This window comes from Prevotella sp. tf2-5, assembly GCF_900115435.1.
Classification (GTDB): Bacteria; Bacteroidota; Bacteroidia; order Bacteroidales; family Bacteroidaceae; genus Prevotella.
In genome coordinates this window covers 1-15,704 of sequence record NZ_FOWK01000008.1, presented here as the reverse complement: position 1 = coordinate 15,704, position 15,704 = coordinate 1, and the positions used below count along the sequence as shown (strand labels likewise).

General features: G+C 43.7%; 17 protein-coding genes. 15 read left to right on the top strand and 2 right to left on the bottom strand.

What is annotated here, in order from left to right:
• Window positions 1–3: 3 nt before the first annotated feature.
• The 5 genes from purD to BM257_RS09285 all read left to right on the top strand — a co-directional run bounded on the left by purD (window position 4) and on the right by BM257_RS09285 (window position 6,755).
• Window positions 4–1,272, top strand: coding sequence for a phosphoribosylamine--glycine ligase (gene purD, locus BM257_RS09305; protein WP_092071528.1), 1,269 nt, complete (start codon window positions 4–6; stop codon window positions 1,270–1,272).
• On the top strand, window positions 1,272–2,192 hold the full coding sequence (locus BM257_RS09300; protein ID WP_092071526.1) for a hypothetical protein: 921 nt from the start codon (window positions 1,272–1,274) through the stop codon (window positions 2,190–2,192). Before purD ends, BM257_RS09300 begins: the two co-directional genes overlap by 1 nt.
• Window positions 2,183–2,635: a YqaA family protein gene (locus BM257_RS09295; protein WP_092071523.1), complete on the top strand. Its 453-nt coding sequence runs from the start codon at window positions 2,183–2,185 to the stop codon at window positions 2,633–2,635. Before BM257_RS09300 ends, BM257_RS09295 begins: the two co-directional genes overlap by 10 nt.
• 111 nt (window positions 2,636–2,746) lie before the next feature.
• On the top strand, window positions 2,747–6,130 hold the full coding sequence (locus BM257_RS09290; RefSeq protein WP_092071520.1) for a glycosyltransferase family 117 protein: 3,384 nt from the start codon (window positions 2,747–2,749) through the stop codon (window positions 6,128–6,130).
• Between the two features lie 13 nt (window positions 6,131–6,143).
• On the top strand, window positions 6,144–6,755 hold the full coding sequence (locus BM257_RS09285; RefSeq protein WP_092071517.1) for a polysaccharide deacetylase family protein: 612 nt from the start codon (window positions 6,144–6,146) through the stop codon (window positions 6,753–6,755).
• A gap of 2 nt (window positions 6,756–6,757) precedes the next feature.
• Here BM257_RS09285 and BM257_RS09280 read toward each other — a convergent pair whose 3' ends face one another.
• Entirely contained in the window at window positions 6,758–8,053 is a 1,296-nt protein-coding gene (locus tag BM257_RS09280) for an alpha/beta fold hydrolase (protein ID WP_092071514.1), read from the bottom strand.
• Between the two features lie 78 nt (window positions 8,054–8,131).
• On the opposite strand from BM257_RS09280, the gene BM257_RS14580 reads away from it, so the two are divergent.
• From BM257_RS14580 to BM257_RS09245, 9 genes are all read left to right on the top strand, one after another.
• Window positions 8,132–8,386, top strand: a complete 255-nt coding sequence (locus BM257_RS14580) for a hypothetical protein (RefSeq protein ID WP_143096819.1) — start codon at window positions 8,132–8,134, stop codon at window positions 8,384–8,386.
• Between the two features lie 2 nt (window positions 8,387–8,388).
• Entirely contained in the window at window positions 8,389–8,697 is a 309-nt protein-coding gene (locus tag BM257_RS09275) for a helix-turn-helix domain-containing protein (RefSeq protein ID WP_092071806.1), read from the top strand.
• Between the two features lie 540 nt (window positions 8,698–9,237).
• On the top strand, window positions 9,238–9,675 hold the full coding sequence (locus BM257_RS09270) for a hypothetical protein (RefSeq protein ID WP_092071511.1): 438 nt from the start codon (window positions 9,238–9,240) through the stop codon (window positions 9,673–9,675).
• Window positions 9,676–9,736: 61 nt separating this feature from the next.
• The gene (locus BM257_RS14575; protein ID WP_143096818.1) at window positions 9,737–10,009 is read left to right on the top strand and encodes a hypothetical protein; all 273 of its coding nucleotides are present in this window, start codon (window positions 9,737–9,739) and stop codon (window positions 10,007–10,009) included.
• 124 nt (window positions 10,010–10,133) lie between these two features.
• A complete protein-coding gene (locus BM257_RS09265) occupies window positions 10,134–10,655 on the top strand; it encodes a hypothetical protein (RefSeq protein ID WP_092071509.1) in 522 nt (173 codons plus the stop codon).
• On the top strand, window positions 10,655–10,867 hold the full coding sequence (locus BM257_RS09260; RefSeq protein WP_092071506.1) for a hypothetical protein: 213 nt from the start codon (window positions 10,655–10,657) through the stop codon (window positions 10,865–10,867). The genes BM257_RS09265 and BM257_RS09260 overlap by 1 nt, the downstream gene beginning before the upstream one ends.
• Before the next feature lie 5 nt (window positions 10,868–10,872).
• Window positions 10,873–11,907 (top strand): hypothetical protein, encoded by a 1,035-nt coding sequence (locus tag BM257_RS09255; protein WP_092071503.1) that lies wholly within the window; start codon window positions 10,873–10,875, stop codon window positions 11,905–11,907.
• Window positions 11,908–11,931: 24 nt separating this feature from the next.
• Window positions 11,932–13,389 carry an MBL fold metallo-hydrolase gene (locus BM257_RS09250; protein WP_092071500.1) on the top strand — a complete coding sequence of 486 codons (1,458 nt, stop codon included), beginning with the start codon at window positions 11,932–11,934 and terminating at the stop codon, window positions 13,387–13,389.
• Between the two features lie 2 nt (window positions 13,390–13,391).
• A complete protein-coding gene (locus BM257_RS09245; protein ID WP_092071805.1) occupies window positions 13,392–13,958 on the top strand; it encodes a metallophosphatase domain-containing protein in 567 nt (188 codons plus the stop codon).
• Between the two features lie 79 nt (window positions 13,959–14,037).
• Here the strand turns inward: BM257_RS09245 and BM257_RS09240 are convergent, their stop codons facing one another.
• On the bottom strand, window positions 14,038–14,760 hold the full coding sequence (locus BM257_RS09240; protein ID WP_177216072.1) for an HNH endonuclease: 723 nt from the start codon (window positions 14,758–14,760) through the stop codon (window positions 14,038–14,040).
• A gap of 138 nt (window positions 14,761–14,898) precedes the next feature.
• Here BM257_RS09240 and BM257_RS09235 point away from each other — a divergent pair, with 138 nt between their 5' ends.
• Complete coding sequence (locus BM257_RS09235; protein WP_092071494.1) at window positions 14,899–15,111, top strand: hypothetical protein; 213 nt, start codon at window positions 14,899–14,901, stop codon at window positions 15,109–15,111.
• Window positions 15,112–15,704 lie beyond the last annotated feature (593 nt).

Here is a 15,704-nt window from a genome sequence, read left to right as displayed (position 1 = left end):
ACGATGAAGATATTATTATTAGGCAGTGGTGGACGTGAGCATGCCCTCGCCTGGAAAATTGCTCAGAGTGAGAAATGTGAGAAACTGTTTATCGCCCCAGGTAATGCGGGAACCAGCAACTGCGGTGAGAACGTTGCCATGAAGGCGGATGACTTCGAGGCAGTGAAGAACTTCTGCGTGGAGAGACACATCGACATGGTGGTCGTTGGTCCGGAAGACCCGCTGGTAAAGGGTATCTACGACGACATGAAGGCTGACGCGCGCACCAAGGACATCCCTGTCATCGGACCTTCCAAGCAGGGTGCCGTCCTTGAAGGCTCGAAAGATTTCGCCAAGGCTTTCATGGCTCGTCATCATATCCCCACGGCACGCTACCAGACATTCGACGGAGAGCATGTAGAGGAAGGACTAAAGTTCCTGGAGACTTTGGAGGCACCTTATGTCCTCAAGGCTGACGGTCTCTGTGCCGGCAAGGGTGTCCTGATCCTCCCCACCCTCGAGGAAGCCAAGAAGGAACTGAAGGAGATGCTGGGCGGTATGTTCGGCAATGCCTCCTCACAAGTCGTCATCGAGGAGTTCCTGAGCGGTATCGAGTGTAGCGTCTTCGTTCTGACGGACGGTGATCACTATAAGATTCTACCTGAGGCAAAAGACTACAAACGCATCGGGGAGCACGACACGGGTCTGAACACTGGTGGTATGGGTTCTGTAACCCCAGTCCCATTTGCTACCAAAGAGTGGATGCAGAAGGTAGAGGACCGTATCATCCGTCCTACCGTAGAGGGACTGAAGGCTGAGGGTATCGACTACAAAGGCTTTATCTTCTTCGGACTTATCAACGTGAAGGGAGACCCGATGGTCATTGAGTATAACTGTCGTATGGGCGACCCGGAGACAGAGAGTGTCATGCTCCGTCTGAAGAGCGATATCGTGGATCTCTTCGAGGGTGTTGCCCAAGGTAATCTCGACCAGCGCGCCATTGAGTTCGATGAGCGTGCGGCAGTCTGTGTCATGCTGGTCAGCGGAGGTTATCCCCAGGAATACAAGAAAGGCTATCCCATCAGAGGTATCGAGGAGGTACAGGGAAGTATCGTCTTCCATAGCGGTACATCATTGAAGGATGGTCAGGTCGTCACCAATGGTGGACGTGTCATTGCCGTATCTTCCTATGGCAAGGACAAGGCGGAAGCCCTTCAGAAATCCTTTGAGGAAGCTCAGAAGATACGATTCACCGACAAGTATTTCCGTCGTGACATTGGTGCAGACCTGTAATGAAACGACTGCAGAACAAGATATCTGAGAGTTATCTCGCATTGCCCGTCACCAGTGCCTATGCAGCTGGTGTCTGGGTATTTTGCGGACTGTTTCAGGAGAAATGGTGGATACAGTTCTGTTGTCTTGCCCTCTCCACCTTCTTGATGGAGAAGCTGAACAATTCCAACGCCCTTATCCGCATCCACTCCCGTATGGTGTCCTGTTCCTTTCTGGTGCTCTCATGTATGGCATCTTTCATGTTTCCATCCCTTGTGGAAGCCATCTGTGAGTTATTCTTCATTGGAGCACTTCTTTTCCTGTTCTATAGCTATAAGGATAAAGATTCCCCAGGTGTCACCTATTATGGGTTTCTCCTGATAGGACTGGCAAGTGTAGGTTATGTGCATATCCTATGGCTGCTTCCTGCCCTATGGGTCCTGATGTTCACCAACCTGCAGTCATTATCATGGCGTACATTGATGGCATCACTCATGGGTATCATAACACCTTATTGGTTCCTGCTTTGCTGGTATTTCTACCAAGATTATCCAGAAGCTCTGGTGTCCCATTTCGAAGTCCTCAGTCACTTCCAAATGCCTTTCGACTTCTCGTCGCTCAGCCGTCATCAGATGGTCACCTTTTTCTTTGTCCTTGCCCTTGCCATTCTCGGAAGCCTGCATTTTTGGAGGAGCAGTTATCAGGACAAGATCCGCATCCGCATGTTCTTTGGGTTCTTTATCAGGGCTGACATTTTTCTCGTCATCCTCTTCTGTCTGCAACCACAGCTTTATGACCTCTTGCTGAGACTCATGATTGTCAACACAACACCCTTGATTGCTCATTTCATCGCATTGACAGGGAAACGGGTAACCAACATCATGTTTTGCTGTATCGTTGTGATCGCATTGGTAATCACCGCATATAACCTATGGATATAATCATCTCCCTTCTTATCAGCTATGGCTATTGGGGCATGCTCATCACAGCATTTGTGGCTGGCTCTTTCTTTCCCTTCTCCAGTGAGGCTGTGATGATGGGACTTTTGGCAGCAGGACTGGACCCATGGTTACTTATCATCTATGGTACAATAGGCAATGTGGCAGGAGGTATGTTCAACTATACCATTGGACACATGGGTAAATTGGAGTGGATCGAGAAATACCTGCATGTGAGCAAGAAGAAACTGGATCAGGCAACTCGTTTCATGGGAGGACGAGGTGCGTGGATGGGATTCTTTGCCTTTATCCCCATCTTAGGCAGCGCCATCACCATCGTCCTAGGACTGATGCGTGCCAATATCCCCATCTCCATCAGTAGTATGGCTATTGGAAAATTCCTGCGTTATGTCCTGCTAATCTATGGGGCACAACTCTTCATGTAACCTCTTAAACGTTAAAAAACAACAAGGCGCCATTAATTCTCAATGGTCATTTGCCATTTGTCAATTAATTATATTACCTTTGCAGATTGGAATTAAACGACACAATAGGTAATGAAACAATTTAGACTGGTAGACAATATCTTTGGATGGGTCAGTTTTCTGATTGCCGCCATCGTATATTGTTCCACGATTGAGCCGACAGCCTCTTTCTGGGACTGTCCAGAATTTATCTCCACAGGTTATAAACTGGAAATCGGACACCCACCTGGTGCACCGTTCTTCATGCTCACCGCCAACCTCTTCTCACAGTTTACCAGCGATCCCTCACAGGTGGCACGGATGGTGAATATGATGAGTGCGTTATTGTCGGCAGCAACCATCCTGTTCCTGTTCTGGACAATCTCACACCTGGTGCGCCGCCTGCTCATCAAGGACTGGAGTGAGCTGACCCTTTGGAAAATGATTGCCATCGAGGGCTCTGCAATGGTAGGTGCATTGATCTACACTTTCAGCGACACATTCTGGTTTTCTGCCGTCGAAGGTGAGGTTTATGCCTATTCCTCTGCCTTTACCGCCGTGGTATTCTGGTTGATACTGAAATGGGAGGACCATGCTGACGAGCCGCACAGTGACCGCTGGCTGATCCTGATCATGTATATGACAGGCTTGAGTATTGGTGTCCACCTGTTGAACCTACTCTGTTTGCCAGCTATCGTACTGGTCTATTATTATCGCAAGTTTCCACAGAGCCTGCCACGCAAAGACCTGTATGGCTCTCTGATAGCCCTGGGCATCTCTATTGTCATCCTTGCCGCCGTGCTCTATGGTGTCGTTCCCGGCATCGTACAGGTGGGAGGCTGGTTCGAGCTGTTGTTTGTCAACGTCCTCGGCTGTCCGTTCAACACAGGTGAGATTGTCTATATCTTCTTATTGATAGCCATCACGATCTGGGCAATTTACGAGACACACCGTGATGTCAGTGAGAAGAAGCAGAACATCGCCTTCCTATTGGCTGTCGCTATGTTGGGTATCCCCTTCTACGGACATGGCTGGTCGGCAGTGATTATCGGTATCGTGGTATTAGTCATCCTGTGGTTTGTGCTACAGTACAGGCAGAAGAAAGAACTGTTGGTTACAGCACGTATCAAGAACACCTCCCTGCTCTGTATGCTGATGCTGATGATCGGTTACTCATCTTACGCGTTGATTGTCATCCGCTCATCCGCCAATCCGCCGATGGACCAGAATTCCCCTGAGGATATCTTCACACTGGGCGAATATCTCGGTCGTGAGCAGTACGGACAACGTCCGTTGTTCTACGGACAGGCATACACCTCACAGGTTGCCTTGGAGAAAGACGGTGAGTATTGCAAACCTGTCATGAAGAAAGGTGCTCCTGTATGGCAACGTAAGGAGAAAGCATCTCCTGACGAGAAAGATGAATATTTCGTACTCCGTACTAAAGATGAGTACCAATATGCCCAGAACATGTTCTTCCCTCGTATGTACAGTTCCGCACACCGTGCAGCCTACGAGAGTTGGATGGGTGGCAGCGTGGACGGCACTGAGGTTCCCTATGACCGCTGTGGTGAGATGGTCAGCGTGAAGGTTCCCAGTCAACTGGAGAACATTCGTTTCTTCCTCTCCTACCAGTGTAACTTCATGTACTGGCGTTATTTCATGTGGAACTTCGCAGGACGTCAGAACGACATTCAGGGTAACGGCGAGCTGGAGCATGGCAACTGGCTCAGTGGTTTCGATTGGTTTGACAATATGCGTCTGGGAGACCAGAATACCTTACCTGACGAGCTGAAGAACAACAAAGGACACAATGTATTCTATTGTCTGCCCTTGTTGCTCGGACTGATTGGACTCTTCTGGCAGTCATGGTACACCCGTAAGAACCGTGTCATCGTAGATGGTAAGGAACAGACTGAGATAGAGCCCGTAGGCATCCGCCAGTTCTGGGTGGTGTTCTTCCTGTTCTTCATGACAGGTCTCGCCATCGTCATCTACCTGAACCAGACACCGATGCAGCCTCGTGAACGAGACTATGCGTATGCCGGCTCGTTCTATGCCTTCGCCATTTGGTGCGGTATGGGTGTCGCTGCCCTCATCGACCTGATCCAGCGTAAACTGAAGATGAACCCTATCGCTATAGGTACTATAGTTACTATCGCTACTATACTAATACCCATCCAAATGGCATCCCAGACATGGGACGACCACGACCGCAGCGGACGCTATACCTGTCGTGACTTCGGACAGAATTACCTGATGTCACTTCAGGACGAAGGAAACCCGATTATCTTCACCAATGGTGATAACGACACCTTCCCACTGTGGTATAACCAGGATGTGGAGGGCTTCCGTACCGACGCCCGTGTCTGCAACCTCTCTTACCTACAGACTGACTGGTATATTGACCAGATGCGTCGTCCTGCCTATGACTCTCCATCAGTACCTATCTCATGGGAGCGTATCGAATACTGTGCTGGCACGAATGAGTATGTAGCCATCGAACCAGACATGAAACAGGCTGTGCTCGACTTCTATGAGGAAGACCCGGAGACAGCGAAGAAACAGTTTGGCGAAGATCCCTTCGAGCTCAAGAACATCCTGAAGTACTGGGTTCGCTCCAAGAATGCCGAGCTTCATGTCATTCCCACCGACGTGATCTATATGACCATCGACAAGGAGGCTGTGCGCCAGAGTGGTATGATGATGGCTACTGACTCCATCCCAGATAAGATGACCATCTCACTGAAGGGTAAGACCGCCCTCTATAAAGGCGACCTGATGATTCTGGAGATGTTGTCTCAGTGTAACTGGAAACGTCCTATCTATGTCGCTGTCTCCGTTGGTGATGAGAACTATATCAACTTGGGTGACAATACCATTACCGAAGGACTTGCTTACCGTATCACTCCTTTCACCACCAATCAGGAAGGTGCTAAGAATTTTGACACGAAGCGTACCTATGATAATGTGATGCACCGCTTCAAGTTCGGAGGAGCAGACACGAAAGGTGTCTACCTCGACGAGACAGTGATGCGGATGTGCTATACGCACCGCCGTATCATGGCACGCCTTGCCCTGCAGCTCATCAACGACGGGAACGACAAGCAGGCTACTGAAGTGCTGAGATATACAGAAAAAGTGCTTCCCGCCTATAACATTCCACATAACTACAGCTCTGGTTCCCTTGACATGGCTCGTGCATGGGCTGCAATGGGCAACCAGCAGGAGGCGATGAAACTCATCAACCAGCTGTGGAAGAACTCCGCACAGTATGTGGCATGGTATTGCAACCTCGACGGTCAGCAGTTCAACTTGTCTGAAGACAGCTGCTATATGCACATCTATATCCTTAACCAGCTCTTGCAACTGGGTAGTAACATCGATGAGAAATGGGGTGAGAAGTGTGAGGCGACTTTGAGCAAGATTCTCGATGCCTTCCAGGCAAAGGGTGGCAGACTAGGTGCTGAGGACTAAACCAATGTAAAGTATGTTTATCGAGCAACCGGCAATATGGTTGCGCTGGCTTTACCCCAGGGCAACGTGGCGTATGGACCGTCATGAGAAGGCAGTTTACCTGACCTTCGACGACGGTCCCATCCCTGAGGCTACCCCGTTTATCCTTGATACCCTCAAGCACTACGGCATCAAGGCGACATTCTTTATGGTGGGTGATAATGTGCGCAAATACCCTGAACTATACCAACGGGTAGTTGAGGAGGGACACCGTATCGGCAACCATACCCATAACCATATCAGCGGTTTCCGGCATAGCATCCGTGACTATAGCTATAACGTGGAGAAAGCCAATGCCTATCTGCATACCAACCTGGTACGTCCCCCTCATGGATGGATGCGTCTCAGCCAGTATGCATGGCTCGGCAGGAAATTCCGCATTGTGATGTGGGACCTCGTGACACGTGACTATTCCAAATGGCTCACCGCCGAGGATGTCTTGAACAATGTGAAGCGTTATGCCCGTAATGGCAGCATCATCACGTTCCACGACTCCCTGAAGTCCATTGACAAGTTACGCACAGCCCTGCCCCGAGCCATCGAGTGGCTGCTAGAGCAGGGCTATGCCTTTAAGATCTTTGAGTAAGATTATCTCAAAGTCCGTATCAGGAACGCACTGACCGTATCTGTCGTCCGATAGATATTCTGAGAGAAACCGTGGTCGAAATACTCCTGTAACACATACTCACTACCCTTCCACAGCTGGTGGAAGCGCTCTCCGTAGGTGTAAGGCACCACACGGTCAGCATTACCATGAATGATCAGGGCAGGACCATGATAGTTTGCCGCTGTCTCGTAGATAGGCAGTGAGAAAGCTGCCTTGATATAGTTGGCACCTAACTTGTTACCACCCCACATCTCCACATACGCCGGCGGGTCCAGCGGGTTAAACATCTTCCCCATAACAGACCCACGGATAGCATCGTCACGCAGCACGGCGGCAGGAGCCATCAGTGCCACAGCAGCGATATCACTCCCCAGTTCTCCTGCTGTCATAGAGGCGACCACACCACCCTGCGAGTGTCCCACGAGGGCAATCTTAGAGACATAACGCAGATCACGCACATACTCAATAACTTTCTTAGCATCGTTGATCTCGTTTGGTACCGTCATATCCTCAAACTTACCCTCGCTCTCCCCATGACCGTTGAAGTCGAAACGGATGGAGGCGATACCGTGTTTCTGCAACGAGTCGGTAATCAACTCAAACAGGGGACCATCCTTGGAACCACCAAAGCCGTGGCAGAACACCACCATCGGACATTGCTCACCTTGTTGTAGTACGGGCTTCTGGATAACAGCCTGTAACTTCCCATGGTCACCATCTATCGTCACACGCTCCCTGGTCGGCTGATAACCCGTGGGACGCAACTCCTTCAGGTATTTATCTACTTTATATGTCAGCACTGTGGAGAGTGCCACCTTGCCGTCTTTGTCAACGACTACCATCGAGGGGATCCATTTCACCCCATACGCCTTAGATATATCCGTCTCCTTAAATTTCTTGAGTTCACTGACTTGCGTGTAGGTGATACCAAACTGCTCACAGGCCTTACGCCATGCTGCCACGTCGGTATCCATAGACACACCGACGAACTCCACGCCCTGCGGAGCATACTCTTTCTGCATACGCACAACCTCCGGGGCATCTTTACGACAATCCGGGCACCATGATGCCCAGAAGTCGAGCACCACCGTTTTCCCTTTTAACTGCGAGAGTTTGAATGTCTTGCCATCGATTGTCTTCATCTTGAAGTCGGGAGCTATCGTCCCTGTCTTCACCAGTTCCGTAGCATACTTAGCGTCGAAGTCAGGCTCTGGTCCGAACTGCGCTTTCGCTGTTGTGACAGTCATCAACAGCATCATAAACATTATCTTCTTCATGTTATTATTAATATTAGTTTCATACGGCAAAGATAGCATTTTTATATGAAACTTGCACGAATAATATTCAAAATTGTTATGAAAAAGATGGTCTGCGATCAAAATATTTGCCAAAATATTTGGCGGTTGTTAACTTATTCGTTATCTTTGCACACAAAACTTATTATCATGGCAAAAAGGGAATACGTCAGGCATATTGTTGCCTACAAGGATTATTTTAAAGACTTTAAAAAGGAACTTCCTCGCAAAGCACAGAAGACACCTAAAGCAGAAATTGAAAAAGCAAAACGAATCATGAACGAGTATTATGAACAAAAAAAACAAATGATATGATTATGGATAAAAAAGATACAAAAAAACTTCAGCTTACACCTGTTGAGGACATGATAACTGAAGACTTTGGAAAAGAGGGGACAAGCAGTCGCATGGAATTTGAGGCTGGTGTTGATGCATTTATCCTAGGTGAGAAATTAAAGGAAGAGAGAATAAAAGCTGGTCTGACACAAGAACAGTTGGCAGCCAGAATTGGCACAAAGAAAACATATATTTCTCGTGTCGAAAATGGACATGCAGACATTCAGATGTCTACACTTTTTAAAATTTTCCATGGTTTAGGAAGAAAAGTTAGTTTCACTATTTTATGATGTTAGGAGCCTGGACCAGAGAATATTCATTACTTTTATTTAAATACCTTCCCATATAGGCACCATCGCGAATTACGATGGTGCCCTGTTTGATGTCATACCACTACCCTCGATTCAGGGGACTGGTTTACAGGTATTCACAGGATTGTCCCTGTGTGCAGGCAAATTACTTTTTTCTTATCCATAGTCGATAATAATAAAGCCTCCCGAGAGAGGCTTATACTCGGTATATCTCACACGAGCGGGATGTTTAAAAGTAACTTTTCAGCTACTGACCCAAGTATTTATCATACTTCCTTCTTATTTCAGACATCGTTTATATCAGGTACCCCTTGTGAGCATAATCCATTTAGGGCAGCATCGCGAACTGCGATGGTGCTTATGAGGCCCGAGCCATCATCATTGTTTTCCAAGTGAGACAGGTACCAGTCCCTGAGTGTCTTTAAATTCTTAAAATTTCTTAAGATATTTCTTTGTGTACGATAACATTGTTGTGTATGGAAATGTTTTTCGTATTAAGAATACTTACTAAAGAGATTTATGATGATGGAAATTACAAAGAAAGAATTACTGGAATTAAGAATTAAAGATGTGTTTGTGACAGAGGGGGAAACCCTTAGTTGCAGAATGATTTATGATTTGATCGAGGGCCATATTAACAAACGTCACATTATGGAATGGTGCACCATCCAACTGCGTGAGATGCTTTTCATGAAGGCTTTATTGTTAGTAGCTGGGAAAGAAAACATTGACGCAACAACTAAAATTATTAGATGTGGCACACCTGGTGAAGTTATTGAAAAGTTGCAGGCGAAATATGGAATTAGAACTTACTATTTGGAGAGAATCTTTGACATGGGCTTGTCTGATTTGAGTCGTGTTCAAATAGAGAAAGAGAAAATACAAAAGTCTATTAAAAGGAGAAAACTACTTGTCGTAATGTTGAGATGGTTGATGGAAACAAGCAATATCTATTAATTGCCCCAGCACCTAATCAAGAAGTAAGCAACTGCATGTCTAACATAAATTATTTGAAAAAATGAGCAGAAGTTATTTAAAAAGCAAATTCTTAAAAGCTGGATGGGAATACAAAATATCGAGAAATCCCAATCGAATAGACGAGATGCCAAAGAACAGTCCATCAAAGTATATATCGTGTAGGTGCCCCAGCATAAAGGTTGATTGGGTACAAGGACATTGCACTACTTGGGGGCATCATCCTGACAAATATGGACGTACAAGAATAAGTGGAATCGTAAGACAGAAAGTTAAAGAAGAAATAAGAGACGAAATAAGAAGGGAAATTGGATAAAAACACAAGAAAGACTGAGGAAACAACAAAAACAAGATGATTAGCCAATTTATGCTAAATATTTTTTGTCAATCACTATAGTCTGAGAGCATTTTACTATATTTGTATCAAAATTTATGGAAGTATGATGGAGAAGGAACTCTATAAGACCTATTACTTTGTGCCTGCTGACTATGACAATAGAGGCAGGAGAAAAAGCGATGGAAAATCTTTTCGTGATGTTGTGAAGGAGTTCGAATACGATTTCCATGATACTTATAGTACTGAGTATGCTCTGAACTTGTATGCAAACTCACTGACGATGGCACTCCTTGCAAAATCGAATGATGCAGCACCATTTTTGGTGTATGGAATGGATTTGACTCAAGGGAAATCATTTGATGCGATACAGGACCCATACGTCAATCACGAAATGGAGAAGTATAGTCCAAACATATATGTCTATGGCATCGACTCCGCTTTTATGACTGAATTTGATGAATATGGTTATCCTGTCTTGGATGAAGACAGTGATATCTTTCCTCTGACGTTGCTTGTCGACAACACCATGCGAGACGATGAAGTCCGCTTGGCTGTTCCAACAATGGATGATGGAGATGAGACAGAAGATGTAATAATAGACGTACCCAAATTTGAATATGCCTGATGGGAACTAAGGGTGAAGAAAGACAGTGGCATTTAGTTCGCAATGACAATGGCGAGTGGATTAGTGACGAGAATGTCGAATTCCTCTCTAATGAAGAAGCAAGGCATCTTCAAATCATGGCAAAGATGGCTGGAAAGAAACTTTCTATTCAGCATGGATGTGATGGTGAATTGTGGTGTTATAAACATGAGAAAAAAACAATCAAAATATAAAACATATGGCGGAGAAAACAATAATTGAAAATTACAAAAAGTCTGAAACTCAATCAGAATATGAAAAGAAAACATTTATAGAACCTCTTCGTGATCGTGTCCGAGCAGTATCTGGAAAGTCAAGGAATATTATCTTACCCCAATATATTTGCTTCAAAATCCAAGAAGATAAGAAATTACTTATCAATATAGAGGAGCAAAAGGGAATATGTGCAGGGGAAGAGATTGTCTTAAATGCAACATGTAAAAATATGCAGACAGATAATGCAGCCTTCGAAGGGTGGGCAGTATGTTTAAAGGCGTGGCTTCCTGAAGTTATTGAATCTGTAGAATTGAAATGGGATGTGCCAAAAGAAAGAAACGAGCATTATAATCGATTTTGCTATCGTGTAATGAAGATGAAGGAGTCTTTCGATTGGTTTTCTATTGCCAATCTCAATCAACGTGAGATTGATACATTTCAAGAACGCCTAAATAATCTTCAGAATAATTGTGGTAATAAAATTCCAGAGAAGAAGTTTAAACATGGTGGCAGGGTTGGAGAAAATGCTGTCGAATACGACATGGTCCATGAGCAAAATTTTCCTCAGTTATTATGTAATCATTATAATATTCCAAAGATACATCATCAACTTCCTGTAGGAGTGAAACAAGACGGAAATTCTTTTTTTGCAGGGAGTAAAGCTGCTATTGATCTTTGGGGAATGAACGAAAATGAACTAACCATTATAGAACTTAAATATGAGAACGAAATGGTAGGAATCATATCTGAACTATTTTTCTATGCAAGTTTGATGAGAGATATTGTATTAGGACGCATCTCTAAGCCAAATGCTATATTACCACATGAAAAGGCATTATACAAAAATATTGAAAAAATGAGCGTTATTCATGCAAGAATGCTTGCCGATGTTTATCATCCATTGGTAGATTATGAACATGTTTTTATGCTATTAAATGACAACCAGTTGAAAGACGTGAAGATTGACTTTGATAAATCATTATATTCCTACATACCTTCAACCTTGAAATTTCAATAAAAATATCTGAGGAGATTGTGAATTATGAACATTAAAATCCATCGCGGCACTCACCAGATAGGTGGTTGTGTCACAGAATACGAATATAACGGTTGGCATTTGTTCGTCGATTATGGCGAAGAGCTGCCTGGTAGCCCAAAGTCTGGAGATTTACAGGTTGAGGGACTGACGCATGGAGATATTTCCAAAAGTGCGTTACTTATCACACATTATCATGGTGACCATATTGGATGCATACCAAAGTTATCGAAAGACTTGCTGATATATATGGGCAAGGTTGGCAGGGACATTCAGATGGAATTATCTGACCACCTCAAATTGGTCGATGGTGTTCATCAAGAAATGTTGGATCGTCTCCAGATTGTGAAGACCTTTGAACCAGGCAAACAGTTCGAATGGGGAGATTTTAAAATCATACCTGTGACTGTTGACCATTCTGCATTTGATGCTTATGCCTTTAAAATCGAGGCAGATGGAGTGAGTGCTTTCCATACAGGTGACTTTCGCACGCATGGTTTCAGAAGCAGCAAACTGCCTGAAGTCATCGAGAAGTTTATTGGTGAAGTGGATTATGTAGTTTGCGAAGCAACCAACGTGGCTCGTCCTGATGCTGCCAATCTGCCCGAACACGACTTGCAGATGGAGTATCAGGAGTTATTTTCCAAGAACAAAGGTAATGTAGTTTATGTTTCGTCAACGAACATTGACCGATTATTTGGATTATACCATGCTGCAAGATATGCAGGTCGGGTGTTTATCATTGATGAATACCAAAAGCACATGATGGATAAAGTGACTCAGCGGGATTCTGTCTGGGGAAAGTCAAAACTGTATAAATTCAAGGAGACTTACAAGCCTTTTGTTCTGTCCATCGTGAATGGCGAGTTCTGGATGAACGACAAATTCAAGGAACTTGTTGAAGACAAAGGCTACGTTCTGATAGCCCGCTCTAATCCCCGTTTCGACAATTTCATTGGCGAAATTCCAGGAGACAAGCAGATGTACCTGTCAATGTGGAACGGCTATGTCGATAAGTCCAAAGCAGCATATAACGAAAAACTGGCGAAGTCTCTTGGTGACAGCTTCCTGTATAAGCACACTAGTGGTCATTGTGATATGAATAGTTTACGTGATGTTTTCCGTCTGCTCCATCCTAAAGCGCTTATTCCTATCCATACAGATGCTCCGGAAAAGTTCGCAGAGTTGTTTAGTGACGAATTGCCTGTAATTCTATTAAATGATGGTGATGGTATCGCACCTATATCGGAGAGTATCGCAGATGCTTATTATGCAAACGTGATGTGTGGAAAACAAATCAGAAGGTGTGTTGGGTATATGGGAAGTAAAGAGGATGCTTTGTCAATTCTTTCTCACACCGTTTTTCATCCGAACAAACAGACAAAATATGAGATTCGGGAAGAAGAGGATAGTATGTCTACGAATAGAGCATCTGGTCTCTTGTCCGAACTCCATAAGAACTAATGATGAGAATTCTGCACCTCTCCGATACTCATGGTCTGCATCATCAGATTCACGATTTACCTGAAGCTGATGTCATCATTCATTGTGGTGACATCAGCAATAATGGCACTGAGGAAGAGGTTCTTGACTTTCTGAATTGGTATATAGAGTTACCTTATCCGCATAAGATATTCGTTACAGGTAACCACGATCTTTGTCTATGGGATGCTGAGGGTATCGAAGAACTTCCTGACAACGTTCACTTTCTTCAAGATAAAGGTGTGGAGATAGATGGTGTAAAGTTCTTCGGTATAGCATACAATCACTCCGAAGAGCTAATTCCAATAGGAACGGATATTGTAATTACCCATGAACCCCCAGTGATGATACTTGACCAATCGATTGGTATTCATTGGGGTAATGCTCCATTACGGAACAGAGTAATGGATGTAAAACCACGATACCACCTTTTTGGACATGCCCATCAGGACTATGGTATTGTAAAACAGGACGGCATAGTCTTTTCAAATGCCGCCCTGCTCGATGACATGAATAGATTGGTCAGAAGACCTCGCCTATTTATGCTATGAATGTTTATGCTTGCTCATGAGCACAAAGGTCCCTTGTGAGCATTTGTTCTTTGACCAAGCTATACATGAAGTGTCATTGTCACAATAAACAAAAATTGTTATGATACTTTAAGTATGGTATATGATTGGGATTTACTTTGCTTAATTTCAGATCGTCTGTCAAATGCAATGTTTTTTTGTCATCCATACTAAGATATTTTGAATAAATGACTTGTCCATTGGTATTAAAAGAAATATATCCTTTATCAAATAGTTTATCCAAATTAGGTAATAACAACAAACCGTTATATACATCTAATCTCTCGTTATTATTTGATACTCTCCACGGTTTAATATGAGACGCTATAAGTATCCATGTGGATGTAATTCCTGACACAGAACAACACCCCCAATAGTTTATTAACTCTTTTCGAAAAGTCCCTTGTCCAATTCTTGAAAGAACTATTGCTTTCTTTTCTGTATCTTTTAACGACTGGGATTTTTCAATTTTTACAATTTCACTAATAATACTATCCTCAATACGTTTATGATAATCAGATTTTATGAAATCAAGAAATTTATATAGACCTGCACTGAAATCACTTATTGATTTCCGAGAATTATAGACATCACGATATTGTCTTTTTTCCTTTTCAGTATTTAGTATTTCTTTCACGACAGACTCAGTCAAATTATCATTCAATTCATATTGAGTCGCTAAAAATCTAAGACGTGAAATGTAATCGTGGCTTGTTTTAACCGCTAAGCCGCCTTCTGTTACCATGTATTGGTAGAAATCAGAAATATAATCATCAAATCTCATAACCATCTTTATTTTGGAAACAAAAATAAGGATAATTTTTTATAAAACAAAATTAATTACTAAAGAATGCGCGAAAAAAATAAAAAAGTCAAATAAAAGAATGAATCTCGTTCTAACAATGTATCTTCGCGATAAAAAATGGAACAAAGCAAATATATAATGCAGTATAAAAAATATTTAATGAAAGCTCACCAGTATTTAAATAAAGCCATTGAATCATCAAAACAATATCCAGTTTCTGATAGGCAAGAACTGCACAATGCAATAATGCACACTCAATTAATTGACATTGAGATTCTCCAAATCCTTTCAGGGTACAATTACTTGGAATTGCTATATGACGAAGAATAATATCGTGATTGAATCTATGCAAGCATTATTTTTTGTCAACAAGCAAAAGAATCATGGGGATTTCACCTGATCTACATTTAAAACAATTATAACGACTGGCAGAGCTACGTTTCTGCCAGTCGTTTTTCTATCTCCATAACACAAAAACAAAAAATCCTGCTATCCCTGCTACAATGTGGCTGGAATGCCGATGTATAAAGGGTGGAGCCTGTAGCACGATTGGGATTTATCCTGCTACAATGGTGCTACAATCCTGCTACCATCCTACACCCAAACAGCAACTGTTTTTTGAGCGGTTTGCTTTCGGCTATAGGCGTTCGGTTGTTTGGCTGGAGCCGTTCAGTCGTTTGGCTATAGCCGAACGGTTGAAAGGGCGTACCTAACTCCCTCGAAGGTAGGCACTAACACCCCATTACCAGTAACCTTTTACCCTTACGCAAGGCATCACGAGCAAATGGAGGCTTTATTTGACATGAATGGAGGCTTTAATTAACTAGAAAACAAGCTTCAGTCGGCAACTCATTTCATATAATTGTTAGAATTCGCAAAAACTACTCCCCTTCTCCCGTTATGTGGCTCAAACCCCGATAAAC

Coding starts and splice junctions, on each gene's coding strand:
- BM257_RS09265 (WP_092071509.1), top strand. CDS start 10,134: ATGATGGAGAAGGAACTCTATAAGACCTATTACTTTGTGCCTGCTGAC.
- BM257_RS09235 (WP_092071494.1), top strand. CDS start 14,899: ATGGAACAAAGCAAATATATAATGCAGTATAAAAAATATTTAATGAAA.
- BM257_RS09255 (WP_092071503.1), top strand. CDS start 10,873: ATGGCGGAGAAAACAATAATTGAAAATTACAAAAAGTCTGAAACTCAA.
- BM257_RS14575 (WP_143096818.1), top strand. CDS start 9,737: ATGAGCAGAAGTTATTTAAAAAGCAAATTCTTAAAAGCTGGATGGGAA.
- BM257_RS09290 (WP_092071520.1), top strand. CDS start 2,747: ATGAAACAATTTAGACTGGTAGACAATATCTTTGGATGGGTCAGTTTT.
- BM257_RS09285 (WP_092071517.1), top strand. CDS start 6,144: ATGTTTATCGAGCAACCGGCAATATGGTTGCGCTGGCTTTACCCCAGG.
- BM257_RS09250 (WP_092071500.1), top strand. CDS start 11,932: ATGAACATTAAAATCCATCGCGGCACTCACCAGATAGGTGGTTGTGTC.
- BM257_RS09245 (WP_092071805.1), top strand. CDS start 13,392: ATGAGAATTCTGCACCTCTCCGATACTCATGGTCTGCATCATCAGATT.
- BM257_RS09280 (WP_092071514.1), bottom strand. CDS start 8,053: ATGAAGAAGATAATGTTTATGATGCTGTTGATGACTGTCACAACAGCG.
- BM257_RS09275 (WP_092071806.1), top strand. CDS start 8,389: ATGGATAAAAAAGATACAAAAAAACTTCAGCTTACACCTGTTGAGGAC.
- BM257_RS09240 (WP_177216072.1), bottom strand. CDS start 14,760: ATGAGATTTGATGATTATATTTCTGATTTCTACCAATACATGGTAACA.
- BM257_RS09295 (WP_092071523.1), top strand. CDS start 2,183: ATGGATATAATCATCTCCCTTCTTATCAGCTATGGCTATTGGGGCATG.
- BM257_RS14580 (WP_143096819.1), top strand. CDS start 8,132: ATGAAAAAGATGGTCTGCGATCAAAATATTTGCCAAAATATTTGGCGG.
- BM257_RS09270 (WP_092071511.1), top strand. CDS start 9,238: ATGATGATGGAAATTACAAAGAAAGAATTACTGGAATTAAGAATTAAA.
- BM257_RS09300 (WP_092071526.1), top strand. CDS start 1,272: ATGAAACGACTGCAGAACAAGATATCTGAGAGTTATCTCGCATTGCCC.
- purD (WP_092071528.1), top strand. CDS start 4: ATGAAGATATTATTATTAGGCAGTGGTGGACGTGAGCATGCCCTCGCC.
- BM257_RS09260 (WP_092071506.1), top strand. CDS start 10,655: ATGGGAACTAAGGGTGAAGAAAGACAGTGGCATTTAGTTCGCAATGAC.